This window comes from Anaerolineales bacterium, from assembly GCA_003105035.1.
Taxonomy (GTDB): Bacteria; Chloroflexota; Anaerolineae; order Anaerolineales; family UBA4823; genus FEB-25.
In genome coordinates this window covers 43,019-67,302 of record PQAL01000018.1, presented here as the reverse complement: position 1 = coordinate 67,302, position 24,284 = coordinate 43,019, and the positions used below count along the sequence as shown (strand labels likewise).

Here is a 24,284-nt window from a genome sequence, read left to right as displayed (position 1 = left end):
TATGTCCGTATCTACCTTACTTTCTTTATTTGCCGATTATAAGAAACCGGTGATATTTGCACATCGCGGCGGTAGTGCGTACGCACCAGAGAACACATTGGCGGCCTTCAAGCAGGCAGTTGAGCAACACGCCGACGCCATCGAGCTGGATGCCAAGCTCAGCGCAGATAACCAGGTGGTGGTGATGCACGATGATACGGTCGACCGTACCACGAATGGCACTGGCAGGGTTAAATCACTGACCCTGGCAGAGCTGCAAAACCTGGATGCTGGCTCGAAGCACCCCCCTCATTTTCAACCACAAATCGTTCCCAGCCTGGAGCAGGTTTTTGAAGAAGTGGGCCAGAAGATTTTCATCAATGTGGAATTGACCAATTACTCTTCTCCAATAGATGAACTGCCTGAAAGAGTGGTGGAACTGGTAAAAAAATTCAACCTGGATGAGCGAGTCATGTTTTCATCGTTCAACATGATCGCATTGATCAGGGCACGCAGGGCATTGCCAAAGATACCCCTTGGATTACTAACCTTCCTGGGTTTTGCTGATGCTTCCGTGCGTTTCCAGATGATCCACTTTGGCCCGCTGCTGGCCTTGCATCCAAACCACGAAGACATCAGCCTGGATATCTTAGCCATGCTCCACCGCGCGAAAAGCCGGGTGCATGCTTACACGGTCACCGATCCTAATCGGATGCGAAAACTGTTCGATTTAGGTGTGGATGGCATATTTACCCCCGACCCATTGTTAGCTCAAAGAGTATTGGCGGGTGAGCAATTCTGAAAACCATGATTCCCTACACATGGATCGAGCAAGCTTCTGAGCGGATACACCCGTATATCCACAAAACACCGCTGACGTACGATGCAGGGCACCAGATTTACCTGAAATGGGAAAATCACCAGGCGACCGGATCGTTTAAAGCTCGCGGCGCGCTCAATAAAATCCTGGCGTTACAGGATTGGAAAATTATGCAGGGGCTTGTGACCGCATCCGCAGGGAACCACGGTCAGGGCGTTGCCCTGGCTGCAAAACTACGTCAGGCTTCTGTGACGATTTTTGCTTCAAACCATGCCTTGCCAAATAAGGTCAGGGCGATGCAAGCGCTGGGTGCCAAAGTCCACCTGGTGGAAGGTGGCTATGGTGAAGCTGAAAAAGCCGGCATAGAGTATGCCCGGGAAAGCAGAGCTACCTGGGTGTCACCCTACAATGATGGGATGATCATCGCTGGCCAGGGGACCCTAGCTATAGAAATCCTACAGGAGCATCTCGACCCCTCCCCACTTACCTGGCTCGTGCCTGCAGGTGGAGGCGGGTTGGTATCCGGGATCGGTTGTGTTCTTCAGATGCAGCAACCTGCCACAAATCTGGTAGCAGTCCAATCAGTGGCATCCCCCTTTCTCTATGAAATCTACCATCACAATACCCAAAAAGGAGTGGATGAGCTCCCCAGCCTCGCTGACGGTTTAGCCGGCCCAGTGGAAGAAGGCTCAGTCACCATTCCAATCGTGAAGAACGTCGTAACTGATTTCATCCTGGTGACTGAGGCTGAGATCCGCGATGCCATCAACTATGCCTGGAATACATATCATGAACGTATTGAAGGTTCCGGAGCTGCCTCCCTGGCAGCGGTGCTTTCCCAGAAAGTATCCTCTCGGCCTGCTTTGGTGGTGATCACCGGTGGTAATATTGAGCCGGATGACTTCACAAAGATCATCTATGAATCCGGTTCAGTGCGGATGGAATAACTCATGGACATCACACCTGATGAATACATGGTCGTTTGTATGTCTCGCCAGGTGCGGGATGGAGAATTGGTTGCTCAAGGGATTGCTACGCCTTTGGTGGCAGCTGCCTATCTGCTCGCTCGCCGCACGCATGCACCTAACCTGTATTTTTCATCTGCCATAGGGCAGGGTATCTGCCGCCAGCCTGCTCCGATGAGCCTCAGCCAGGTGGAGCGCCTGTGGCTAGACCGTGCCTTGGTGAATATTGGATTTGCCCGGGCAGTGAGTGAAGTCCTGCCAACCTTGCAGCCTCTCGAATTTTTCCGTCCTGCCCAAATCGATCCCTGGGGTAACTTTAACAATATCGCTATGGGTAAGGATTATCACCATCCTCGTTTACGGTTGCCCGGTACGGGCGGTATCCCTGATGTAACCACATATTTAAATGACATTATGTTGTATGTCCCCCGGCACTCGAGGGTTACGTTCGTAACCCAGCTTGACTTTTGTGCTGGACTCGGGCATAATTCCGCGCGCAGACATGGCAGTGGTCCTCGTTGGCTTATCTCCGACCTCGGGCAGTTTGATTTTGAGGCAGGTCGCCTGAGATTAATCTCGTACCATCACGGTGTGACATTGCAAAATATACAGGCTCATACAGGGTTCCCGCTGGTTGTAGCCCCCGATCTACAAGAAACTCCTACCCCTTCCGAGCAGGAAATTCGTTTACTCCGTGATGAGATCGATCCGCTAAACATCCGTCGCCTTGAAACGCTGAGCGGTCCTGCACGTCGTGAGTTATTGCACCAAATCATACAAGCTGAGAAGATAACCTGACCTGATAGAGAGAAAGCGTTATTAAAGTCAAGAATGCAATCAGGATTGCGTAAATTAATCGCCATAGTTTTTATCCTGAGCCTGATCGTACCTGGCTCGGTCGGACAAGCCTCGCTTTCTTACCAAACCACTGCGGATGAGCTTGCCCAGGCCATGCTAAATCGGCTGACCCCTGAAGAACGGGTAGGTCAGCTTTTCCTGGTGACTTTCACTGGTCCTGAAGCCGCCAGTGCTTCCACCACCGGCGAAAAAATCTACGAATTGATCGTTAATTATCATGTCGGGGGCGTGATCCTGTCACTCAGCAATGATAATTTCGTCGGGACTGACCAGACCTTACCCATCGCCCAAAGCCTGACAGACCAGCTACAGAGGGACGAGTACAGCGCCTCACAATCCACCCAATTGAACCCTGATACCAACGAAACGTTCACCCCAGCTTATATTCCGTTGCTCATCGGGATTTCCCAGGAAGGCGACGGTTATCCATATGACCAAATCCTCAGTGGTAGGACGCCTCTACCCAGCCAAATGGCACTCGGCGCAACCTGGCGCACCGAGCTGAGCCGCCAGGTTGGAAATGTACTGGGAAAAGAGTTGGCTGGCTTGGGCTTTAACTTACTGCTCGGTCCGTCTCTTGATGTTCTGGAAGTCCCGACTTCCGATAGTGGTGGTGACCTGGGCGTCAGGACGTTCGGAGGCGATCCCTTTTGGGTGGGTGAGTTAGGGCAGGCTTACATAGCTGGAGTGCATGAAGGCAGCAATGGAAAGATGGTTGTCGCCGCCAAGCATTTCCCCGGTTTCGGTGGATCGGATCGCCTCCCCGAAGAAGAGGTCGCCACAGTCCTATCTTCCCTGGAACAGCTGAAGCAGATCGATTTGGCTCCGTTTTTCGCGGTTACCGGTGACGCACCCGATACCTTATCCATGACAGACGCGTTGATCGTGTCTCATATCCGCTACCAGGGATTTCAAGGGAACATCCGTGCCACTACCCGTCCGGTGAGTTTCGATCCCCAGGCGTTCTCACAGCTGATCTCCCTTCCAGAATTTAGCACCTGGAGACAGACGGGTGGGGTGATGATCAGCGATAACCTTGGCAGCCGTGCCGTCAGGCGCTTCTACGATCCAAGCGGTCAAACCTTTAATGGCCCGCTGGTAGCACGTGATGCCTTCCTGGCTGGGAACGACTTACTGTATCTGGATAACTTCCTTTCCAGCGGGGATGAAGATGTGTACACATCGTATATTCGCACACTTGAATTCTTCGCCCAAAAATACCGGGAAGACACTGCCTTTGCCCAGCGCGTTGACCAATCGGTGCTTCTAATATTAAAACTGAAATACAAGCTGTATAACAATTCCTTCTCAGTTGCATCGACGCTACCCAGCACAGACGCTTTGAATTCCATTGGGATTTCTTCACAGGTCACCTTCAGTGTAGCTCAGCAAGCAGCCACCCTGATCAGCCCTTCACCAGAGGAATTGAGCAATGCCATCCCATTACCCCCTTCACGTGAAGATAACATCGTGTTCATCAGTGATACGCGGGTGTACCAGCAATGTACGAATTGCCAGCAGCAATACACATTGAGCGTTGATGCACTGAAAAACGCGGTGATCCGGTTGTATAGCACAAGTGGCCAAGTAATCCCCAGTAATCTGTTTTCCTACTCGTTTCAAGACCTGACTGACATGCTCAATAGCGGTATCGGCCAGATGCAGATCGAAAATGACCTGCGGGCTGCGGATTGGATCGTATTCGCCATGGATACGGTATCCAACGATAATCCGGTATCGCTCGCCTTACGCCAGTTTCTTGATCTCCGTCCGGATCTTTTCCAAGGCAAGCGTTTACTCGTCTTTGCCCTAAGTGAACCATACGCCTTGGATTCAACCGATATCTCCAAACTTTCTGCATATTATGCGCTATATAGCCGCTCGAGTTCCTTCATAGAAATTGCAGCCAGGATATTGTTTCACGAAATCCAACCTTCGGGTCATCTCCCTGTGTCTGTTCCAGGGATCGGCTATGAGATCCTGATCGCTACCTCGCCCGATCCAAATCAAGTCATCCGCGTGTATCAGGATGTACCATTCACTCCCATAAGTGAAGGACCTGAGACACCTGCGCCAACCCCGACAGCAATGACTGTAGGAACTCCAATTTCAGTGGTGACGGGTGTAATCCTGGATCATAATGGTAACCAGGTACCCGATGGGACGGTAGTCACCTTCTCCCTTTATCATAGCGGGGAGAATGTCCCATCTCAAATCGTAGAAGGACAGACAGCCCAAGGTATCGCCAGGGCAAATTTCGTCATCGATCAATCTGGGGAGATCAACATCCGGGCTGTGAGCGGTCAGGCGGTCAACTCGGATGTCTTAACTTTCGAAATCCCGCCTGAAGCTGGTACAGCCACGCCTGTCCCGGAAACCCCAACACAGCAGCCTTCGTCAACCCCAACCTTGCAACCCACCTTCACTGTTACAGCCACTCCCCAAGAGACGCCAGTTCCCACGAACGTCAAAAGCCAAGGGCAAGTAAAATTCGGCGATTGGATGATCGCTCTGATCGTGACTGCTCTGATCAGCGGGGCGAACTTCTGGTTCTCCAACTCTAAAAGCGGTCTTCGCTGGGGTGTAAGAGGTGCGCTTCTCCCCATTATCGGTGGTATGCTAGCTTATATTTATTTGGCGGTTAATTTCCCCGGAAGTGACTCGTTAATCAACCAAATGGGTGGGTGGGGAGTATTGTTGACCGTATTGCTCGGAGCGGGTATCGGTGCTGGCGCGATGTGGCTATGGCAGATGATGGATTTACGCCACATTAAGCCAGTATAGATTTGATGCGATCGGTATCCGCTTAGCTAGCTTTAGCTTCCACCTATTACAGCCCGAATGATTTTGTACCCTTCCTTTTCAAAGGTTGTGGCCACCTTATCCTGGAGTTTTTCCCCGGGAGTCAGCGCAACCATGTAGCCACCCCTACCCCCACCGGTGACTTTGGCACCCCAGGCACCTTTATCGATGGCCAGGGTACACAGGTAATCCAGAATCGGGTGAGAAAAATCCATATCTACCAGGAGCTTATGGTTGGTAACCATGATCTGCCCGACTGATGCTAAATTGCCAGCCTCAAGGGCCTGTTTCATCTCATTCGATTGGTCAGTGATCAGTTGCATTCGTGAGGCAAATAAGCCTGGATCTTCCCGTTTTTGTTTATCGCTGACTTCATCCAGCAGGGCGGTATTGGCAGTGATGCCACTATTGGCTAAAACGATCTCAAATGGTTTTGGGGTCTTGATCCGCTCGAAATGCTGCTGCCCACTGATTAAACGGAATTGGAGCAGCCCACCGTAGGTCGAGGCAGTGTTATCTACCCCACTGGCTACCCCATGGTAAGGGAACTCACCCTGCCACGCCACCCGGTTAATCGCTTCGATCGAATATCCCAGGTTGAATTCTTCATTCAATGCCCGCGCCAGAGATACACAGCTGGCCGCACTGGCACCCACACCACTACCGGCCAATAACGTCCCACCGATAGTGATCTTGATCGGATAGCTTTTTATATCGATCTTCATCTCTTCTAGGATCCGATCAATCGAGCGTACCTGTTGTTCCTTTTTCTTTTCCTTGTAGCCAGGAACCTCGTTGCGATTATCTTCCAAAGTCCATCCGGATCCAGTGCTCCGCTCGACGATTGTTTCAGTTTCATAGGAGATAGCTGAGACAATGGCCGGGACCTCTTCAAGCACGAATTGATCCCCAATTAAAATCGTTTTTCCAAAACCTGTACCTTTACCCATGCGATGTCCTTTCAATGATTTTTTCCATTTCAACAATCAGCTGTTCTTCCTTACCGATCGCCACAGTGGTAGCCGCAGTCAGGCTGTGGCAGGCGTCTGAGAACCCACCAAGGATCGTGGTGGCTTCAGGCAACAGGATATTAAGCCCGATCGCACGCCCTGCTCTAATTTCTCCCTCCATGGTCGGAGAGACCCTCATTGAAACCTTTACTTCATTAAACCTGATCGTACCAAAACCAGGGATTTCATCAGGGATGACCTGAAAGCCCGCCAGGTATTTGTGTGGATCGATCAGATCCGTCACCCGGATCGCATCACAGAATGCACCGATCATCTTTACGCCCATCGGGAAGAAGCGTTGCTGCACGTGAAACCATTGGATATGGGGTGCCTGGATGAGCTCACCAGAGCGAAGCCTTCCAATCTCTTCGTCGAAGATTTTCTTGCGGATATTATTCAATTCATCGACCATACTGTCGGAGTCTGCGCTAAACCCATCAAGACACACCTCAATCCCCACGTCAGGTCCATTGCGGTAATAGCCGACTCCCCCCAGCAGGTCCAGATAATCACCAACTTCGAAGCAATCCATTGAGCCTTTCGCGGTGGTCAGTAAGTATTTCTCCCCATCTGCCGTTTCCTGTATCTTTAACTTTCCTTGCCCGACGGCTTCCAAGGCGGCCTCACGGTTTTGGCTAACCAACTTGCCATCCACAAAAAAGCCATCTCCCACCGCACCGATGGTAGCAACGGACGCCAGGTCACGATTTGAGGGATCCATCGTCAGGGCAAACAGATAGCAGGTGGTTGAGCCAGAGATGTCCCGGTCACCTTTCAATCCATACAGGTCAGGATCGAGATTGTGAACTAGTGGATCGGTGGAAGCCTCGGCAACATGATGATCGAGGATCAAGGTCAGATTACGCCCCCGATTCAAGTCAGAGATCAACGGTGCGATCCGGCCGGCAAAATCTGCAAATACGATCAATCCACCTTCTTGTTCAAAGACTTTTTTAAGCACCGCCGGGTAAGGTTTTTCCAGGCAGAATCGCCTGACTTTGAACCCCTGCCTTTCGAATGCACGGGTCAGGATAGCCCCTGAGCTGAGCCCGTCTGAATCATTATGGTGAAAGATCTGCACGGTCCTATCTGGCCATGCTTTTAGCTCTTGGATCGCCTGTTCCATGGCTTTAATCAGAGTATCCAATTTATATCTCCTAAACTTGATCTTGAGCGTAGGAATCATATCACAGAGAGAATAAAAATCAAGACGACTAAAATCACTCAGGACAAATACCAATATTATCCTCATAACTTACTTGCAGCAATCAAATACTCAAAGCCTATCGGGAAGTGGTAAAATCTTGCCTGGCAGTAGCATTCCGACCGCCGCTGGGTAATTGCACCAAGTAAACACTGCTTTGCGAGCCAAATAGGTCATACATACACAACAACAAAAAGGTATTCAACATGGATGATAGCCGCAAATTGAGTCTGGCACGTGGTTTTCTGCTTGACATGGATGGCACATTTTACCTGGGTGATCGTTTGCTTGAAGGAGCCTTGCGATTCATAGAGCTTTTACATCAGCAGCGCAAAGAATTCCTCTTCCTCACCAATAATTCATCCAAGCAGCGCAGCCAGTATGCTGAGAAGATCAACCGGCTTGGCTTACCGATCACGGAAGAAGCAGTGCTGACCTCCGGAGAGGCCACCGCCCTGTATCTTCAAGGACGCTATCCAGGAGCCCGGCTTTTCCTGGTTGGAACCCCCTCCCTGGAAGAAGAATTCCGCCACCACGGCTTTCAGCTGGTGCAACACGATCCTCAGCTGGTTGTGCTGGGTTTCGATACTACCCTGACCTACCAGAAATTATGGGCGTTATGCGATTTTGTTCGCCAGGGTTTACCCTACATCGCCACGCATCCCGACTTCAATTGCCCAACCGAAAGTGGCTATATGCCGGATGTGGGCGCCATGATTGCCTTCGTGAATGCCTCTACCCGCAGGTTACCAGACCTGGTGGTGGGGAAACCCAACCGCATGATCGTTGATGCAGCTGCAGTAAAGCTGAACCTGCCAGTCGAAGGGCTGGCAATGATTGGAGACCGGTTATATACTGACATTGCCCTCGGGCAATCCAGCGGAATTACCACTGTCCTGGTGCTCAGTGGGGAGACAAAATTGGAAGACCTCAAGGATTCCCCTTTTAAGCCAGATTACGTCTTCGAAAACCTGGGTGGCGTGGCAGATTGGTTAGCAGAGAATGCCTAAGGTCTACCTGCGGTGTACGTAAGCATCCCAAGTTTTGTGGATGACCTGACTGATTGTTCTATTTCACCAGGGTGATGATCAAACTGAACAAAATCAAGGCCGCGGCCACGCCAAGCAGCACTTGCTCGCGTGTGTTTGAGATGATCAACCTGATCGAAGGCGGCTGAGGCTTTTTAGTCGGATGGATAGGTGGGGTCCAATTCCCGATCAAGGCCTGGCGGAAGGTTTCAATATCCTGCGGGCGCTCATCCGGATGCAGGTTCATCGCCCATAGTATGGCTTTTTCGGTACGAACGCTGATTTCAGGATTGATCTGCCGGGGTGGGCTCAGATTCTCAGGGTGCAGGAACCGCTCCCTCGCTTCCAATGGGGGTTGGTTGGTAAGTAAATGATACAGGGTCGCGCCGAAGGCATACACGTCGCTGCGACGATCGGTGTGGCCTGTGTCGCCACCATACTGTTCCAGTGGGGTGTACAACGCTGTACCGCGTCCTTGCAGGATGGTGATCGTCATCTCTTCAGAGGCTAGGATTTTCACCAGGCCAAAATCCACCAGCTTGATCAATCCACTTGGGGTCACTTTAAGGTTGCTGGGCTTGATATCGCGGTGCAGGATGGGGGGCGCCTGGTTGTGAAGATAACTCAGGGCATCCGCAATCTGGCTGGCCCACGACAAGACTTCCGCTTCAGGTAAAAACATGCCTTTCTGGCGCGCTTCCATCATTAGCGTGCGTAAATCATTCCCCGGCACAAAATCCATCGCCAGGTAATCGCGTGGCCCTATTGAAAAGAAATCTGAAACCTTGGGTAGATTCGGATGATCCAGGCGCGCTAAAACAGTCGCTTCGCGGAGGAATTGTTCGCGGGCCTGTTGAACAATTTCCTGCGGTAATGTGCGGTCATGCTCGACCTCTTTCAACGCACATTGTCGCCCTTCCAGGCGGAGATCGTCCGCAAGATATATGCTTCCCATGCCCCCGTGCCCAATAACCCGACGTATTTTATAGCGACTTCTCAGGACTTCTCCAGTCTTAAGGGGCGTCGGCATGTTTTTTTATCCGGTGGCGTTCCGGATAAGGATATTATACCTTTGCTTGCTGAAAGAATGGGTGATTGGTAAACGACGCTGATTCTCAGAATTAGCAGATATAATAATATTATGCTTCCTGCCCATCGCTTCCTGGATAACCTGGCGATTCCGTACACCACGGCAATTTTTCCAATATCCACACCCAAAGGAGCTTCACAAGTAGCCAATGTGCTTGGAATCAGCGAGCACCAGGCGATCAAAACCCTCATCTTTGAAACGGACAAGGCTGAACGGATTTTGGTCATGGTGGGCGGCGATCAGAACGTGGTCTCCGGACATCTTAAAAAGGCTGCAGACTCCCGAAATATCCAGCTGGCTAATCCTGAGATGGTGCTCCAGACAACCGGTTACCGGGTCGGCTCCATCCCTCCATTTTCCTGGCAGCCTGAAGGCTTCAGGTCATTCCTGGATCTGGACATGCTGAACCAACCCATCCTGGCAGTTGGCGCTGGGGTGTGGGGAAACGAAATCCTGATCACCCCTGGTAACCTGGTGAGAGCCAGCCAGGCTATCGTGATTAATCTGACGGACCGCGAGAAACCGGTCTTTTTACCATAAAAAATCATGGTATATTAATCATTCACTAATCATATGCGGGTTTCCAGAGTAAATAATCGAGGATAAGACCATGGCACTGGAGACTGAAGACTTCCCGTTGCTGATTGCCCAAACTGGTCCATTAAATGGTCAACGATGGTTGCTGAGAGGCGATGTCATCGTAGGGCGGGATGATTCATGCACGGTGATCATCCAGGATCGCCAGGTATCCCGCTACCATGCCAGGTTCATCCCCCAGGCTCAAGGTATCCAGCTTGAAGACCTGGGCAGCAAAAACGGAACCCATGTCAATGGTCAGGTGGTGATCGAACCGGTGATCTTGCAAGATGGCGATGTTATTCAGATCGCCCTCGCCCAGCAATTCGTTTATATGAGTTCTGACTCCACCATACCTCTGGAGCTCTCAAGCCAAAAGCCGGCAGAAACAGCTCCTGCACCTACCAGGCTCCGCCTTGAGAAACGGGCGCGGCGGGTGTGGATTGGCGACGTTGAATTACTGCCTCCCCTTTCTGTATCACAATACCAGCTGCTGGAAGTGCTATACGACAATCCAGGTCGGGTGGTTAGCCGGGTTGAATTGATCCAGGCAGTCTGGGGAAAAGAAGATGCGGTCGGAATCTCGGAGCAGGCCCTGGATGCCCTCGTCCGCCGGCTGCGCGACCGGTTAGCAGCAATCGACAACAGACATCAATTCCTTATCACTGTGCGCGGCCACGGGCTTCGGTTGGATAACCCACCTGTTTCATAGAAAAATCGGGGCTGACAAACAGCCCCGATTTTGTTGCCCCTCATAATTTCTCCGACATGGTTAGCCGGAGAGCGGCGCTAAAAACCCGGTTCAAACGAGCTTTAAGCTCCTCATCTTCACCCGAATCAGTCCTGGCTACCAGGCTGGATAGAATTTCCATAAACTCGGGGGTGATCTCTTTTCGATGTTCATTAAGCCTATTGAACAGGTCCTGCTCGGATGCTGCCGTTTCCAGCAACTCCTGGATCAATTCCACCTCGGGGGGAGGAGCACTGGCGCTATCCACCACCTCTTCGACCTGTTTCAGCTTGCTGATCTTCTCGAGGTCGCCGGCCTTGCGGGCAGCTTCCATTTCTTCATTGAAGGCCTGGACGAAAAACTCATCTACAATGGTCAGATTTTGAGCCATCGTCTCTTTAATATCCTTGGACTGCAGGATGGCTGCCAGATTCTTGTGCGATTGGGCCAGGCGTTCTCCCATCTGTTTGTCGATTGCCTGGGTCATATCCAGTAACTGGTCACGCAGCTTGATCAATCGTTCTCGCCCATCACCGCGTGCCCGGTCGATCTTCTCACTGAGTAACTTGAAAAACTCGTAATCCATGCCAGCTCTGGCCAGGCTGACCAGCACGCTCAGCTGTGTCTCGTTGGGAGCATTGACCACCATTTCAAGTAGTTTCTCACGCGTCAGCGATTTCCCTGCCGCTTGCAACATCTGGATCGCTGCTTCAACGTCCTTTGATTGTTCCTGGACCTGCTTACCAAAAGTTGTCATGCCCAATAGCTTTTTCTGTAGCTCAGTCAGCCGCCTGGCTGATTCCTGGTCGCCGTTCACCGTGGAGGCTTCGATCAACCGGTTGAGAATGTTAAAGAAATCATTGTCGAATAAAGCGTCTTCTTTGCTCGTGATTTCCTTTAGCATTTCGTCCGATGCATTGAGCAGACGCTGCAACAAATTCATGCGGTCTTGTTGCGCCTGGATCATATCCTTGGTGATCCCATCTGCGGCCAGGATTCGCTCCAGCATGGTTTGTAAGGTAAACATCGCTTGTGGCTGGAGCAGGTAGGCTTTCCGTTTTTCCTGGGGTAGGCTATTGGTGATGCGGGTGATCAGGGGACCGATGATCCGTTCCTGCTCATTGATTGGTAAGCTTAGCTCAGGTGGAAAATAGGTAAGCAACAGCTCCTTGTCCGGATCGTGATAGACAATTGGTGTGGCAATCATTCCCCGGTAGCCACAATTGGGGCAGGCTGCCTGGTTGAAAGCCCCAGAGAGGATTTTCTGCTTGGCGGTCGGGTCCTGGCCGACATCAAACAACTGGTCGATGTCTGCCATGATCGGCTGGCGGCAATTTGGACAGTTAATACGCGTCTTTGGCATGCACAACTCCTGATAACAAATACCCTCTCAACGACGAAGGGTATGAATTTTCGCGGATGGTCGTAATATCCTTTATCTAACCCCGCGGTATTGAAAAACAGATGCGCGCCCCTTTGCCAGGTTGCGGGTCAACCCAGATCCGGCCCCCATGCGCTTCAACCACTGCGCGTGCCAAGTATAAACCTAATCCGGCACCTTTCGTAGTCCGTTTTGCAATGGATGAGCGGTAAAAACGATCAAATATGTGGGGGATATCTTCCGGGGCAACCCCAGGTCCCTGATCGCTAACACACAGGATCACGTTATTGGGTCTTACTTGTCCACTGATACTGATCTCCCCACCTTCAGGTGAATATTTTATCGCGTTCGACACCAGGTTAGAAAGTACCTGCTCGAGGCGGGTCTCATCGCCATTCACAATGGGAAAATTCTCTGGAAAATCCACAGAAATCTCGTGGATGTCGGATTGGGTTTGAAAGCGCTTGGCAATCCGGTCAGCGATCAATTTTAGGTCAATATCCGCCATTTTGATCGACAAACCCCCAGCTTGCAATCGGGATGCATCCAGCAGATTCTCGATCAATCCGGTCAGTCGGTCAGCTTCTTCTTCGATCACGGCCAGGCTGTCCTTGATGACCTCCCGGTCCCAATTGGCATCTTCCCGGCGCAGGGTTCCCACATAGCCCTTGATGAGAGCTACTGGAGTTTTTAGCTCGTGGCTAATCACCGAGATGAAAGTGCTTTTTAGCTCCTCTGCTTCCCTGAAACGGGTGATATCACGCACAGTAGCGATAATGTTCAACAGGCTGCCGCTTCCAGAGATCAATGGCGCATAGGTGATGCCCACCGGCAATGGCACTCCCGATGATCGCTGCAGGTCTCCCTCAACGTACAGCGTGGCATTCGGGGTTAGAGGCCAGCCACCCGTTTCCGCTTCCTCCAGAGTTGGCATATCCTCGCGGCAAGTCAGCCTGATGACCTCATCATGTAATTTACCAATGATGTGATTGACGGGTTCTTCCAACATGCGGGCAAACGCCGGGTTACAGCGGGTAATGATATGACCCGCAGACAGTATCAGGATGCCATCTGCAGCCGAGTCGAGCAGGGCATCCATGCGTTGCTTATCCTGGCTGACTTGCTGGTAAAGCTGGGCATTGTCCACCGCGATGGCTGCCTGGTTAGCGAAGCTCTGCAATAAGGCACGATCATTGGATGAGAATATGCCTGGATAATTCCTAAAGACAAAAATCACACCGATCACCTTTTCACGCGTGATTAGGGGTAAACCAACCCCAGTGAGCAATCCCAGGCCAACTGTTCGAGCAAGGTTCTGCAGCAGGCGGTTGACTTCCGGGAGCTCGAAACGTGCCGGGTCTTCGTTATCGGGGATTTCAGCCAACATTGGCTCAAGGTAGCGTGCCAGGCTTGACGGGATCCCCAGGCTGGTGGCCACCTTCCAGCCACCCTTCTCGGCCCGCAAGGCGACCAACCCGGCCTGACCCGCCAGCATTTCGGCCGATATGTATAGAATGCGTCCCAGGAGCTTATCTAGGTCAAGCTCCTGGGTCAGGGCACGGCTGATTTCTAATAAATAATCGCGTTGTCTGACGCGAAAATCAGGCAACATGTGAGATTTGGAATTCCTTTTCTGCCAGGGATATCGATTCTTCGAAGATTTCCAGGCCATCATCCATCTCACTCTTGGTGATATTGAGCGATGGAGAGATGCGGATGGTGCTCTTCCCACAGCCCAATGTCAGCAATCCACGCTCAAAGGCGCGCTGGACAATCCGCTCGCTCATGTCATGGGCTGGTTCCTTGCTCTGCTTGTTCTTGACAAATTCCACTCCGATCATCAGGCCTTTACCGCGTACCTGGCCAATACTCGGGTGGCGCACAGCAATCTCATTCAAGGCATCCAGGGTATAATCGCCCACTTCCTGGGCATTCTGCAGATATTCATCCTGAATCAGGTCCAAGGTTGCCAGCGCAGCTGCACAAGCTATTGGGTTTCCACCGTAAGTGTTGCCGTGCGAGCCCAGAGGCCACGAGACAATGCTCTTGCGAGCGATGATGGCCCCCAGTGGGATGCCTGAAGCGATGCCTTTGCCCACGCACACAATATCAGGCTCAATGCCGAAGTGCTCAATTGCCCACCACTTGCCTGTACGCCCCATGCCTGATTGAACCTCATCTACAATGAGCAGGATGTCATGGCGATCACATAAGTCACGCAGCGCCGGGTAGAAACCCTCAGGTGGGATGATATATCCACCTTCACCCTGGATCGATTCGACCAGCAACCCTGCGACATCTTCTGCAGGCAGTAATTTTCCCAATACCTGCTCTTCAATATACCTCACCACCGTCTCGCCGTAATCTTCGCCCGGGCGTTGATTGAATACCGGCCGGTACGGGTCAGGATAGGGTACATGTACAACCCCGTTCATCAATGGGTAAAAACCTTCATGGTATATAGGCTTGCTGGCGGTGAAGCTTAATGATCCCAGGGTCCGTCCATGGAATGCCCCCAGAAATCCGATGAACTGGCTAGCACCAGTATGATAACGTGCCAGCTTAATGGCTGCCTCCACGCTCTCGGTGCCGGAGTTCGTCATGAACGAGACGGCATCTTCCTGAAAAGGCGCTATCTGGTCCAAGCGTTCACCGAGATTGACCCAGGCTTCATGGTAAAAATCTGCTGAGATATGAAGGAACTTCTCCGACTGGTCCTTAATGGCCTGGACCACTTTGGGATGGCTATGCCCGGTCGCAGTCACAGCGATACCGGCCGCAAAATCTAGAAAATGATGGCCATCCACATCCCATACATCCGACCCTTTCCCATGATCCATCACAAATGGATAAGCGCGTGCATACGAAGGTGAGATTACAGCTGAATCACGTTCAATAATGGCTTTTGCCTTTGGTCCTGGAAGATCATAGATTTGCATATTTTTCTCTCCTTGTTTGTTCCTGTAAACCCCGCCCGCAAGATAGCATCGTAAGCCGCCGGAAAGGCACCAGCGATTTGATGTCTACAGGTTAATAAATGTATATGATTTAGCCGATGTGAAAATTATAACACTAGCCGGCGGGGCATACGGATGGGTTATAATCAGGCTTCACCATGAGTACTGGCTTTCATTTCGATATAATGGCACGCTGCGGCCGCGCCCGCAGGGGCTTATTTCAAACGCCACATGGTGCCCTTGAGACACCCTTGTTTGCACCGGTCGGAACCCAGGCAACCGTCAAAGCCGTCACTCCAGCCCAGCTGGAAGAGCTCAACGCCAACCTGGTATTAGCCAATACCTATCACCTGTATCTACGACCGGGTGATGAGCTTATTGCGGAGTTGGGCGGTTTGCACTCCTTTATGCACTGGGATCGTCCGATTCTCACCGATTCTGGCGGTTTCCAGGTGTTCTCCCTGGCTGAAAGTCGCAAGATCGACGCACATGGGGTGACATTCAAAAGTCACATTGATGGTTCTATGCACCGCATCACGCCTGAAAAATCCATCGCCATCCAAGAAAATCTCGGGGCAGATATCATCATGGCGTTCGATGAATGTGGCCCTCCTTATGATGTGGAGACAAATAGAATTGCCATGGAACGCACGCATGCCTGGGCTGAGCGTTGTATAAAGGTAAAAACCCGCCAAGACCAGGCATTATTTGGGATCATCCAGGGAGGTGTATATCCCGAGCTGCGCCAGTGTTCGGCTGAATTCATGTCTACCCTCGATCTGCCCGGTTATGCCATCGGAGGGTTGTCAGTTGGAGAAACCAAGCAGGAAACCAATTCCATCCTTGAGCTGGTGGACGGCTGCTTGCCAGAAGACAAACCCCGTTACCTGATGGGAGTGGGTTCTCCGGAAGATCTGGTTACAGGTGTGCAGCGCGGGGTGGACATTTTCGACTGCGTCTTGCCCACCCGCCTGGCACGTCACCATGCGGCTATCACCCGCACTGGCCGGCTCAACCTGGCCAACGCTAAATACGTCTCCGATAAATCCCCAATCGATGAGCAGTGTTCCTGTTATACCTGCCGGAATTTCTCCAGTGCATATGTCAGGCACCTGGTGCTGTCAAAAGAAATTTTGGCAGCCACGCTCCTGACGATCCACAACCTGAATATCCTGCTTACCTTAATGGCCGATATCCGCATGGCAATCTCGGAAGGTGAGTTTGAGCAATTTGCCATCAATTTTCTCGAACACTGGGATAGAAACACATGACCATCTTTCAATCCATCCTACTTGGCATCATCCAAGGCCTGACCGAGTTCCTACCCATTTCAAGCTCTGCCCACCTGGTGCTCATGCCTTATCTATTTAACTGGCAAATCACCATCCAGGATGCGTTCATTTTTGATGTGCTGGTTCAATTGGGTACGCTTCTGGCAGTCATCGCCTACTTCTGGAAGGACCTGTTCCAGATCATCAAGCTTGTGATCAGCGGTTTGATCCAGCGAAAACCTTTCGCAGATCCAATGGCACGCCTTGGCTGGTTTTTAGTCCTGGCTACCGTCCCCGCCTTGATTGCCGGGTTATTTTTCAAAGACCTGATTGAGAAGGCATTCGCCAGCCCGCTGGCTGCGGGTCTTTTCCTGCTTGGTACCACAGCCCTGCTGGTGACCGCTGAGCTGGTGGGTAAACGCAACCGTCAACTTGATAACACTACCTGGTTAGATGCGCTAATCATCGGATTATTTCAGATCATATCGCTTTTTCCGGGAATCTCACGCTCCGGCTCCACCATCACAGGTGGGATGGTTCGTAATTTGGACCGGCCTGCCGCAGCCCGATTCTCATTTTTGATGTCTGTTCCGGTGTTTCTCGGTGCGGGGCTGTTGGCAGTACTCGATTTACTTAAGCTACCCAACTTTTCAGGCCAGCTGCCCACATTGCTGGCCGGGTTCATCACAGCCGCGGTGGTGGGTTACCTGGCGATCCACTGGTTGTTAAGCTTCCTGGCCAAGCGATCCCTACACATATTCGCAATTTATTCGTTTTGCGTTTCACTACTCGTCGTGATTGTCTATATAATTCGCTTGTGAGCATGAAACACCTGGCTATACTCTGCCTGATTCTAGTACTCTCAGCGTGCAGCCCACTCCAGGTGGCTACGCCTGCCCCCACACCCCTGGCGATCACTGTAACCTACCTCCCAACCCTTCAGCCATGGGTAGATCAGCTCGGAGAATGTGCGTCAAAAAACCCGCTTGCCGCTCTTTTTGTCCTTCCAACCAATGAACTGGATCAAAATATTCAGCAAGATGAAATCATGCTGATACTGGATCCCACCAGTGAGCAGACGGCGGGGAGGTATGCATCACAAGTTGGTAGGGATCAGATTGTCGTAATTGTAAACGAGGCGAATGAGGTATCCGCGTTATCCGCGGAGGAACTCAGATCAATTTTCACGGGCCTGATGACATCTTGGCAGGAAGGTAGAATCCAAACCATCCAGGTCTGGGTCCTTCCGCAGGGAGACCCTGTACGCAGGGTTTTCGACCAGGTTGTGCTGCAGGATCAGCTGCTGACCAGTGAGGCCAGGCTGGCACCCGACCCGACCGCCATGCTCGAAGCCGTGTCAGGTGAGGTAGGCGCCATCGGCTTCCTACCTGCCTCATACCTGAAATCTGATGGATCGAATGTTTCAGGAGATGTCCAGGAAGTGCAGCTAGAGGAAGGCGTTACAGCCGCACTGGATCAACCGGTTGTGGCAGTCACCCAGGAAGAGCCTTCAGGGATCATCCGTAGCCTGCTTGTTTGCCTTCAGTCAAGTACCCACTAAAGATATTTTTTTACAGCTGATTCCCCCAACATTCCACGGCTTACATACATCATGATTCTTGATTTTGATTTTTCACTACCTCTCTAAACAAGAGTGAAATCGCCTATGCGCATTGTTCAGGTAAAAGTTATATGGCTTTCCTATCCCACGACTCCCTGTGGCAATTTTCCATACAAGTACCAGTAAGCCTCACGGGGGAAGCTGGACCTGACCTCAGGCTCCCAGATGAAATCCCCGGATTCGAGCTCACCCTTCAGATAGCGATCCAATCCAGTCAATAATTCGCCTTCAACCGGTTGTTTTTCCCCACTTTCTGACTGGAGTAATTCGAGCATCGCCCTCAAACGCACTTCATAACGATACCGGCTGGCATTATCCTGGGGATTGCTGCGGTATTCCTCGAGGTAATCTGCCCACATGTGCAACCTGACGCGAATGCCATGCCTGGCTTTCTTCTCCCAATTGACCCGCCATTTACCACGCACGCGTTCTAATTCAGCGAGCACACGCTGCCGCTCTGCTTCTTGGGTTTGAGACAGGATATAGGCCTTCAGCCTTGCCTCAGCCAGGAGCATACTACCCAAAGTCAGGCGGGGATACTCTGGCTCACCCTCTGCCGGGCTGGCATTAATCGGCCAAAACACTTCCTCCACAAGCATGTACGCCTCGAGTGATTCCAATCCCGCTTGTAAATACCCGAGATCATACGTAAACGATTTCATGAGTCTCGCCTTCGATCTGAGGTATTGAACCCTGGAGAAATGATTTCAGATCAATAACCTCAATGGTTCTTCAATGTATTTAGCCAATGCCTGTAAGAACCTGGCACCTTCTACCCCATCACTGATGCGGTGGTCGATCGACAAGGTCATCTTCATGCGCGAACCGACCTTGATCTCACCGTTCACCACCACGGGCACCTGTTTCGCTGAACCGATTGCCAGGATGGCTGCTTCAGGTGGATTGATGATGGCGGTGAACTGTTCTACTTCGTACATCCCCATATTGCTGACAGTGAATGTGGAACCTTCGATATCTTCTGAGCGTACCTTGCCTTCCCGTGCCCGACCCACCATTGCCTTGAGCTCCGATGATATTTGATGGACGGTTTTTTGGTCGGTATTGCGGTTGACCACGGTGAGCAGGCCGTTCTCCATGGCCACCGCCACACCAACATTGATCTCCCCATGGTAGACCTGGGCGTTGTTCTTCAGGTCCAGCGAAGCGTTCAGGTTTGGGAACTCCAACAGCGAGAGTGCCGCAGCCCTGACGATAAAATCATTAACCGAGAGCTTGTCATCCTCGGGAAGCAGGGCGTTAATCTCCTTGCGGCGTTCAAGCAGGGCAGCTACATCATATTCGTGGGTAACATAAAAATGCGGCGCCTGCTGCATCGATTCAGTCATCCTGCGCCCAATGGCTGCCCGTAGCTTAGGCAGAGGGACCGTCCTCGTCTCACGAATAAAAGCTGGTGCCGGAGCAAGCGTGGGGATGCGCATTGCTGGTGGAGCTTTCGATACTTCTGATACCGCCGGCCTGGCTTGATATGCTTCGATATCCTTTTTGGTAACGCGACCAGCTGGCCCGGTACCTTTCACCAGGCGTACATCTATCCCTAATTCGCCAGCCATCGAGCGCGCCAGGGGTGAAGCCCGTACAGCGCCTGAAGCTATGGAAGGTGGTTCAACGGGAGCCGTAGCTTTTATTTCGGCTGGTCCCTCGGCCGGTTTTTTCTCCTCGGCCGGGATTTGGCCAGCTGGCTGTTTTCCCAGCAGCGCATCGATGTCCACGGTCTCACCGGCTTCACCAATCACCGCAATTGGATCATTGACGGGTACCACCGTGCCCTGCGTCACCAGCTGGCGTAGCAGGACCCCTGAATATTCCGCTTCAACTTCCACGGTGGCCTTGTCGGTTTCAATTTCTGCCAGCACGGCACCCTTGGTCACCTGTTCGCCCTCATTAACCACCCAGCGTACAAGTGTGCCTTCCGCCATGTCAAATCCGAGCTTGGGCATCCCAATGATCTGAGCCATTAGAGCACCTCCCTGACTGCCTTAATCACGTCTTCAAGTTGCGGGAGCGCCAGCTGCTCCAGGTTGTGGTTATATGGCAACGGCACTTCCTTTTGTGCAACGCGCTGGATGGGAGCATCGATGAAATCGAAAGCCTCCTCGTAAATCCTGGTAGCTACCTCGGCTCCAACCCCGTACGATCGCCAGCCTTCTTCAACAATTACCGCCCGGTTGGTTTTCTTGAAGGAATCCAGCACTGGTCCCATATCCAACGGTCGTAAAGTCCTTAAGTCAACAACTTCAGCTTCAATGCCATCCTGGGCAAGCTGATCAGCCGCCTTAAGAGAGACATCCAGCATCTTGCTATAAGTGATGATGGTCACATCTTTCCCTGCTCGTTGAATCTTGGACTTCCCGATGGGGATAAGCAGTTCACCTTCTGGTACTTCTCCTCTCGTCTGATACAAAGTCGCCGACTCGATGAACAACACAGGATCATCCGTACGAATAGCAGATTTCAATAAGCCCTTGGCATCCTCAGGGGTACCCGGGGCAACCACCTTCAACCCAGGAAAGTGGGCAAAGATCACATCGGGTGTTTGCGAATGGGTGGCGGCCAGCTGCCGACCCCCACCACTGACGGTGCGAATCACCAAAGGAACCCTCATCTGCCCAGCAAACATGTAATGCAGCTTGGCTGCCTGGTTTACGATGTGGTCAAAGGCGGAAAAGGCGAAATTGATGGTCATGATTTCGGCGACCGGGCGCAAGCCAGTTAAGGCTGCGCCGATGGCAGCACCCACAATAGCTGCCTCTGAGATAGGTGTGTCTTTTACCCGTTCAGCACCGAAGTGATCAAAAAAACCTTTCGTCACCGCATAACTTCCACCCCAAACACCTACTTCCTCACCCAGGATAAAAACATCCTGATCGCGTTCCATTTCTTCCCACAGGGCTTGTGAAATAGCTTCACGCATGGTTATTCTAGGCATAGTATTTTTGTCCTATTCCGATTCCACGTAGATGTTTTTATACAGGTCTTCAGGCTGGGGTTCAGGGCTGCTCTCTGCATACGCTACTGCCTCATTTATTTCCTGTTCACCGGCATGTCCTAGCTGGTCCAATTCTTCAGCACTGGCAATCTTGTTAGCCACCAGGTATTTGTGGTAAATCCCAATAGGGTCTTCTTCATCTTGCCAGCATTTCACTTCTTCCGATGTCCGGTAGCGTTCAGGGTCACCCATCGAGTGCCCTCGGAAGCGGTAGGTCTCAATTTCGAGGAAATAAGGTGTTTTATTCCCTCTAACCCGCTCGATGGTTTCTTCGGCTGCTTCACGAACCTTGATTAGATCCATACCATCCACCCGGCTGTTGGGTATCGCATACCCCTCGGCCTTCTGGCTGATCTCTGAAACTGCTGAAGCACGGTCGACAGCAGTGCCCATCCCATACAGGTTGTTCTCACACACCCATAGCACAGACAGGTTCCAAACTTTTGAGAGGTTTAGCGCTTCGTGGAAATATCCGATGTTGGTGGCACCATCTCCAAACATGCAGATGGTCACCGCATCGCTTCCCTTATAACGGTCTCCCAGGGCCAGGCCGGTGGCTATCGGCAGGTGAGCTCCCACGATAGCATGCCCACCCCAAAAATTCTTACCCACATCCGCCATGTGCATCGACCCACCTCGACCCTCCGAGCACCCAGTGGCTTTACCCAGCAGCTCAGCCAATACCACCTGCGGGGGAATGCCACAATTGATCGCCACACCGTGATCTCGGTAAGCTGTGATCACCCGGTCTTGGGGTTTACGGGCAGAAATTAATCCTGTGCTGACCGCCTCCTGCCCGATGTACAGGTGCAAAAAACCGCCAATCTTGCCCTGTTGATATAACACAGAAGCTTGCTCTTCTACATGGCGGATTAAAATCATCTGGTGAAATAATTCCAGGTATTCTTGCTTATCCATTAAACAAACCCTCCCACATGGAATATCGTTGTTACACATGCCCTAACCTGGCATCTATAAGAACATTAAAAATTATACCAACTTATCCATCAACTTCATGCTTGCTTTGAGTGAATAGCTCATTAATCCACATTATTCACGGCTGCAGACGTCAGAAGGATAGTTCGTTGTATAATAATCTCGCCGTGAATGTCCTAACGATTACTTACCTGCTCAACGGGATACTGATGATCGGTATACCCATTTTGTTGGGCATGTATCTGATAAAGAAGTTTAAACTACCCTGGAAGATTTGGTGGATTGGCGGGGTGACGTTTGTAATTTCACAAGTATTCCATTTACCCTTCAATAAATATGTTTTAAATCCTTTCCTGGAGAATATCCAATCTTCCATTCAAGGTCTGTCTGGAATAGTGATCATTGCCCTCCTGCTTGGCTTAAGCGCAGGTGTGTTTGAGGAATGCGCTCGTTATGGTATGTTCTGCTGGTGGCTCAAAGATCAGCGCACCTGGCGGGTAGCTGTTCTGGCAGGTGCCGGGCATGGGGGCATCGAAGCGATCATCCTGGGTAGCCTGGTCATCCTGGGATACGTCAATATGCTGGCTTACCGGAATGTCGATCTTACCAGCCTGAACTTAACCCCAGAGCAGCTTGCCACAACTACTCAGGCGGTGCAGGCTTATTGGAGTGCCCCCTGGTATGCAACCCTGCTTGGTGTTGTAGAACGGGCTTTCACCATTCCATTTCACATCGCGGCATCGGTGATCGTTTTGCAGGTCTTTACTCGCCGGCCTGGACAACAGCAGCCTGGTTGGTTGGTCTTGGCCATCTTTTTACACATGGTGATGGATGCATCTGCCGTGATCATTGCCAACCAATGGGGGGTGTACGCCACAGAGGCTGTTTTGGGCGTGCTGGCAATCCTGGATATAGCCATCATATTTGTTTTACGCCGACCTGAACCTGAACCTCCCAGCGTATTTCCCACACCTATTGCGGTTGAACCTGCTCCCATCACCACAACCCCAGTCGAAGAAACCTCAGATAATCTGGAGAACACCCGTTATCAATAAGCTAAAATCTATTTTTAACGCAATCAGATAAATCACCCAAAAAGCGATACCCTATGATCAATACTGAGAACCTAACAAAAAATTTCAACACGACCGTCGCTGTCGACAACCTGACCCTGCATGTAGATGAAGGGGAAGTGTTTGGTTTTCTCGGCCCGAATGGAGCAGGGAAAACCACCACCGTCAGGATGCTGACCAGCCTCATCGGTCCAACCTCCGGGAGTGCAGTGGTTAATGGCTACCGGGTTGGGCAACAGGACACCGAAATTCGCCGATCCGTTGGTATCCTGACCGAAACCCCTGGTATGTATGACAACCTGAGCGCCGAGTTTAACCTGGAGATCTATGCCAGCCTTTACGAAGTTAAAGACCCCAAAGGCCAGGTGGAAAAATATTTGCGTATGCTTGGGTTGTGGGAGCGCCGCAGCGATGAAGCCGGCACTTTCTCAAAAGGGATGAAGCAAAAACTGGCTATCGCTCGGGCACTTCTGCATGAACCACGCATCCTGTTCCTGGATGAGCCCACGGCTGCGCTTGATCCTGAAGCATCGCGCCTGGTGCATGATTTCATTTCTGATCTACGCAAGGAAGGCCGCACGATCTTCCTGTGTACGCATAACCTGGATGAAGCCGACCGGTTATGCGACCGGGTGGGTGTGTTCAAGACACACCTGCTTGTGGTGGATACCCCCGCGAACCTGCGCTCGCAGTTATTTGGACGACGGGTGGTGTTCCACCTTCTGCAAAGTAATGAAAGCATAGCTGCGTTAGTTAAAGCCTTACCCTACGTGCACGAAGCTAAGGTGGTCGAGAACAAGCTGCTCGTTAGCCTGGACGATCCAGAGACACACAACCCGGAGATCATCCGGGTGCTGGTTGGTGCCGGAGTAAATATCCAATTCGTCGGCGAGCTGCGTCACTCTCTTGAAGATGTTTACCTGCAGCTGGTGAAGAACGCCTGATCTTTCTAACCTTACCTGATTTTTCGGAAGAA

The 24,284-nt window shown here is 51.6% G+C and carries 22 protein-coding genes; 12 read left to right on the top strand and 10 right to left on the bottom strand.

From position 1 onward, the window contains the following. The first annotated feature begins 1 nt into the window (after position 1). Genes C3F13_07910 through C3F13_07895 form a run of 4 tightly spaced genes read left to right on the top strand, consistent with a single transcriptional unit; the run spans position 2 to position 5,406 of the window. The gene (locus C3F13_07910; protein ID PWB53821.1) at positions 2 to 781 is read left to right on the top strand and encodes a hypothetical protein; all 780 of its coding nucleotides are present in this window, start codon (positions 2 to 4) and stop codon (positions 779 to 781) included. 5 nt (positions 782 to 786) lie between these two features. Further along, positions 787 to 1,746, top strand: a complete 960-nt coding sequence (locus C3F13_07905; protein ID PWB53820.1) for a hypothetical protein — start codon at positions 787 to 789, stop codon at positions 1,744 to 1,746. A gap of 3 nt (positions 1,747 to 1,749) precedes the next feature. Then, on the top strand, positions 1,750 to 2,562 hold the full coding sequence (locus C3F13_07900) for a hypothetical protein (protein ID PWB53819.1): 813 nt from the start codon (positions 1,750 to 1,752) through the stop codon (positions 2,560 to 2,562). A 33-nt stretch (positions 2,563 to 2,595) separates the two neighbouring features. Beyond that, positions 2,596 to 5,406, top strand: a complete 2,811-nt coding sequence (locus C3F13_07895) for a hypothetical protein (protein PWB53818.1) — start codon at positions 2,596 to 2,598, stop codon at positions 5,404 to 5,406. A 32-nt stretch (positions 5,407 to 5,438) separates the two neighbouring features. Here the strand turns inward: C3F13_07895 and mvk are convergent, their stop codons facing one another. Further along, positions 5,439 to 6,374, bottom strand: a complete 936-nt coding sequence (gene mvk / locus C3F13_07890) for a mevalonate kinase (protein ID PWB53817.1) — start codon at positions 6,372 to 6,374, stop codon at positions 5,439 to 5,441. Beyond that, positions 6,367 to 7,581: a hypothetical protein gene (locus tag C3F13_07885; GenBank protein ID PWB53816.1), complete on the bottom strand. Its 1,215-nt coding sequence runs from the start codon at positions 7,579 to 7,581 to the stop codon at positions 6,367 to 6,369. Before C3F13_07885 ends, mvk begins: the two co-directional genes overlap by 8 nt. Before the next feature lie 263 nt (positions 7,582 to 7,844). On the opposite strand from C3F13_07885, the gene C3F13_07880 reads away from it, so the two are divergent. After that, a complete protein-coding gene (locus C3F13_07880; GenBank protein ID PWB53815.1) occupies positions 7,845 to 8,648 on the top strand; it encodes an HAD family hydrolase in 804 nt (267 codons plus the stop codon). A gap of 58 nt (positions 8,649 to 8,706) precedes the next feature. On the opposite strand, the gene C3F13_07875 is transcribed toward C3F13_07880, so the two are convergent. Continuing rightward, a complete protein-coding gene (locus tag C3F13_07875; protein ID PWB53814.1) occupies positions 8,707 to 9,696 on the bottom strand; it encodes a serine/threonine protein kinase in 990 nt (329 codons plus the stop codon). Between the two features lie 111 nt (positions 9,697 to 9,807). Here C3F13_07875 and C3F13_07870 point away from each other — a divergent pair, with 111 nt between their 5' ends. Both C3F13_07870 and C3F13_07865 read left to right on the top strand, forming a co-directional pair. Beyond that, positions 9,808 to 10,296 carry a deacylase gene (locus tag C3F13_07870; GenBank protein PWB53813.1) on the top strand — a complete coding sequence of 163 codons (489 nt, stop codon included), beginning with the start codon at positions 9,808 to 9,810 and terminating at the stop codon, positions 10,294 to 10,296. 70 nt (positions 10,297 to 10,366) lie between these two features. Continuing rightward, positions 10,367 to 11,044, top strand: coding sequence for a hypothetical protein (locus C3F13_07865; protein ID PWB53812.1), 678 nt, complete (start codon positions 10,367 to 10,369; stop codon positions 11,042 to 11,044). A 40-nt stretch (positions 11,045 to 11,084) separates the two neighbouring features. Here C3F13_07865 and C3F13_07860 read toward each other — a convergent pair whose 3' ends face one another. The 3 genes from C3F13_07860 to C3F13_07850 all read right to left on the bottom strand — a co-directional run bounded on the left by C3F13_07860 (position 11,085) and on the right by C3F13_07850 (position 15,382). Next, the gene (locus C3F13_07860; protein PWB53811.1) at positions 11,085 to 12,425 is read right to left on the bottom strand and encodes a hypothetical protein; all 1,341 of its coding nucleotides are present in this window, start codon (positions 12,423 to 12,425) and stop codon (positions 11,085 to 11,087) included. Between the two features lie 76 nt (positions 12,426 to 12,501). Continuing rightward, positions 12,502 to 14,118, bottom strand: coding sequence for a histidine kinase (locus tag C3F13_07855; protein ID PWB53810.1), 1,617 nt, complete (start codon positions 14,116 to 14,118; stop codon positions 12,502 to 12,504). Next, positions 14,045 to 15,382, bottom strand: coding sequence for an aspartate aminotransferase family protein (locus C3F13_07850; GenBank protein ID PWB53809.1), 1,338 nt, complete (start codon positions 15,380 to 15,382; stop codon positions 14,045 to 14,047). The genes C3F13_07855 and C3F13_07850 overlap by 74 nt, the downstream gene beginning before the upstream one ends. Positions 15,383 to 15,558: 176 nt before the next feature. Here C3F13_07850 and C3F13_07845 point away from each other — a divergent pair, with 176 nt between their 5' ends. From C3F13_07845 to C3F13_07835, 3 genes are read left to right on the top strand one after another with little or no spacing between them, the layout of a single operon-like run. Further along, complete coding sequence (locus C3F13_07845) at positions 15,559 to 16,671, top strand: tRNA guanosine(34) transglycosylase Tgt (GenBank protein PWB53808.1); 1,113 nt, start codon at positions 15,559 to 15,561, stop codon at positions 16,669 to 16,671. Continuing rightward, positions 16,668 to 17,492 (top strand): undecaprenyl-diphosphatase UppP, encoded by an 825-nt coding sequence (uppP, locus tag C3F13_07840; GenBank protein PWB53807.1) that lies wholly within the window; start codon positions 16,668 to 16,670, stop codon positions 17,490 to 17,492. The genes C3F13_07845 and uppP overlap by 4 nt, the downstream gene beginning before the upstream one ends. A 2-nt stretch (positions 17,493 to 17,494) precedes the next feature. Then, positions 17,495 to 18,232: a hypothetical protein gene (locus C3F13_07835; protein PWB53806.1), complete on the top strand. Its 738-nt coding sequence runs from the start codon at positions 17,495 to 17,497 to the stop codon at positions 18,230 to 18,232. Positions 18,233 to 18,372: 140 nt separating this feature from the next. Here C3F13_07835 and C3F13_07830 read toward each other — a convergent pair whose 3' ends face one another. The 4 genes from C3F13_07830 to pdhA are packed head-to-tail and all read right to left on the bottom strand — an operon-like array spanning position 18,373 to position 22,217. Then, complete coding sequence (locus C3F13_07830) at positions 18,373 to 18,954, bottom strand: hypothetical protein (GenBank protein PWB53805.1); 582 nt, start codon at positions 18,952 to 18,954, stop codon at positions 18,373 to 18,375. Between the two features lie 45 nt (positions 18,955 to 18,999). Continuing rightward, complete coding sequence (locus tag C3F13_07825) at positions 19,000 to 20,268, bottom strand: dihydrolipoamide acyltransferase (GenBank protein ID PWB53804.1); 1,269 nt, start codon at positions 20,266 to 20,268, stop codon at positions 19,000 to 19,002. Further along, positions 20,268 to 21,239 (bottom strand): alpha-ketoacid dehydrogenase subunit beta, encoded by a 972-nt coding sequence (locus C3F13_07820; protein ID PWB53803.1) that lies wholly within the window; start codon positions 21,237 to 21,239, stop codon positions 20,268 to 20,270. The genes C3F13_07825 and C3F13_07820 overlap by 1 nt, the downstream gene beginning before the upstream one ends. A gap of 12 nt (positions 21,240 to 21,251) precedes the next feature. Then, positions 21,252 to 22,217 carry a pyruvate dehydrogenase (acetyl-transferring) E1 component subunit alpha gene (gene pdhA / locus C3F13_07815; GenBank protein ID PWB53802.1) on the bottom strand — a complete coding sequence of 322 codons (966 nt, stop codon included), beginning with the start codon at positions 22,215 to 22,217 and terminating at the stop codon, positions 21,252 to 21,254. A 167-nt stretch (positions 22,218 to 22,384) separates the two neighbouring features. On the opposite strand from pdhA, the gene C3F13_07810 reads away from it, so the two are divergent. Next, positions 22,385 to 23,290, top strand: a complete 906-nt coding sequence (locus tag C3F13_07810) for a hypothetical protein (protein PWB53801.1) — start codon at positions 22,385 to 22,387, stop codon at positions 23,288 to 23,290. Between the two features lie 53 nt (positions 23,291 to 23,343). Further along, the gene (locus C3F13_07805; protein ID PWB53800.1) at positions 23,344 to 24,252 is read left to right on the top strand and encodes a multidrug ABC transporter ATP-binding protein; all 909 of its coding nucleotides are present in this window, start codon (positions 23,344 to 23,346) and stop codon (positions 24,250 to 24,252) included. Positions 24,253 to 24,284: the final 32 nt, after the last annotated feature.

What these genes read in the sequence shown, in the direction of transcription:
- mvk (PWB53817.1), bottom strand. Translation starts at nt 6,374, where the DNA reads ATGGGTAAAGGTACAGGTTTTGGAAAAACGATTTTAATTGGGGATCAA.
- C3F13_07845 (PWB53808.1), top strand. Translation starts at nt 15,559, where the DNA reads ATGAGTACTGGCTTTCATTTCGATATAATGGCACGCTGCGGCCGCGCC.
- C3F13_07825 (PWB53804.1), bottom strand. Translation starts at nt 20,268, where the DNA reads ATGGCTCAGATCATTGGGATGCCCAAGCTCGGATTTGACATGGCGGAA.
- C3F13_07830 (PWB53805.1), bottom strand. Translation starts at nt 18,954, where the DNA reads ATGAAATCGTTTACGTATGATCTCGGGTATTTACAAGCGGGATTGGAA.
- C3F13_07895 (PWB53818.1), top strand. Translation starts at nt 2,596, where the DNA reads ATGCAATCAGGATTGCGTAAATTAATCGCCATAGTTTTTATCCTGAGC.
- C3F13_07905 (PWB53820.1), top strand. Translation starts at nt 787, where the DNA reads ATGATTCCCTACACATGGATCGAGCAAGCTTCTGAGCGGATACACCCG.
- C3F13_07805 (PWB53800.1), top strand. Translation starts at nt 23,344, where the DNA reads ATGATCAATACTGAGAACCTAACAAAAAATTTCAACACGACCGTCGCT.
- C3F13_07850 (PWB53809.1), bottom strand. Translation starts at nt 15,382, where the DNA reads ATGCAAATCTATGATCTTCCAGGACCAAAGGCAAAAGCCATTATTGAA.
- pdhA (PWB53802.1), bottom strand. Translation starts at nt 22,217, where the DNA reads ATGGATAAGCAAGAATACCTGGAATTATTTCACCAGATGATTTTAATC.
- C3F13_07835 (PWB53806.1), top strand. Translation starts at nt 17,495, where the DNA reads ATGAAACACCTGGCTATACTCTGCCTGATTCTAGTACTCTCAGCGTGC.
- C3F13_07900 (PWB53819.1), top strand. Translation starts at nt 1,750, where the DNA reads ATGGACATCACACCTGATGAATACATGGTCGTTTGTATGTCTCGCCAG.
- C3F13_07875 (PWB53814.1), bottom strand. Translation starts at nt 9,696, where the DNA reads ATGCCGACGCCCCTTAAGACTGGAGAAGTCCTGAGAAGTCGCTATAAA.
- C3F13_07855 (PWB53810.1), bottom strand. Translation starts at nt 14,118, where the DNA reads ATGATGGCCTGGAAATCTTCGAAGAATCGATATCCCTGGCAGAAAAGG.
- C3F13_07870 (PWB53813.1), top strand. Translation starts at nt 9,808, where the DNA reads ATGCTTCCTGCCCATCGCTTCCTGGATAACCTGGCGATTCCGTACACC.
- C3F13_07865 (PWB53812.1), top strand. Translation starts at nt 10,367, where the DNA reads ATGGCACTGGAGACTGAAGACTTCCCGTTGCTGATTGCCCAAACTGGT.
- uppP (PWB53807.1), top strand. Translation starts at nt 16,668, where the DNA reads ATGACCATCTTTCAATCCATCCTACTTGGCATCATCCAAGGCCTGACC.
- C3F13_07820 (PWB53803.1), bottom strand. Translation starts at nt 21,239, where the DNA reads ATGCCTAGAATAACCATGCGTGAAGCTATTTCACAAGCCCTGTGGGAA.
- C3F13_07880 (PWB53815.1), top strand. Translation starts at nt 7,845, where the DNA reads ATGGATGATAGCCGCAAATTGAGTCTGGCACGTGGTTTTCTGCTTGAC.
- C3F13_07860 (PWB53811.1), bottom strand. Translation starts at nt 12,425, where the DNA reads ATGCCAAAGACGCGTATTAACTGTCCAAATTGCCGCCAGCCGATCATG.
- C3F13_07910 (PWB53821.1), top strand. Translation starts at nt 2, where the DNA reads ATGTCCGTATCTACCTTACTTTCTTTATTTGCCGATTATAAGAAACCG.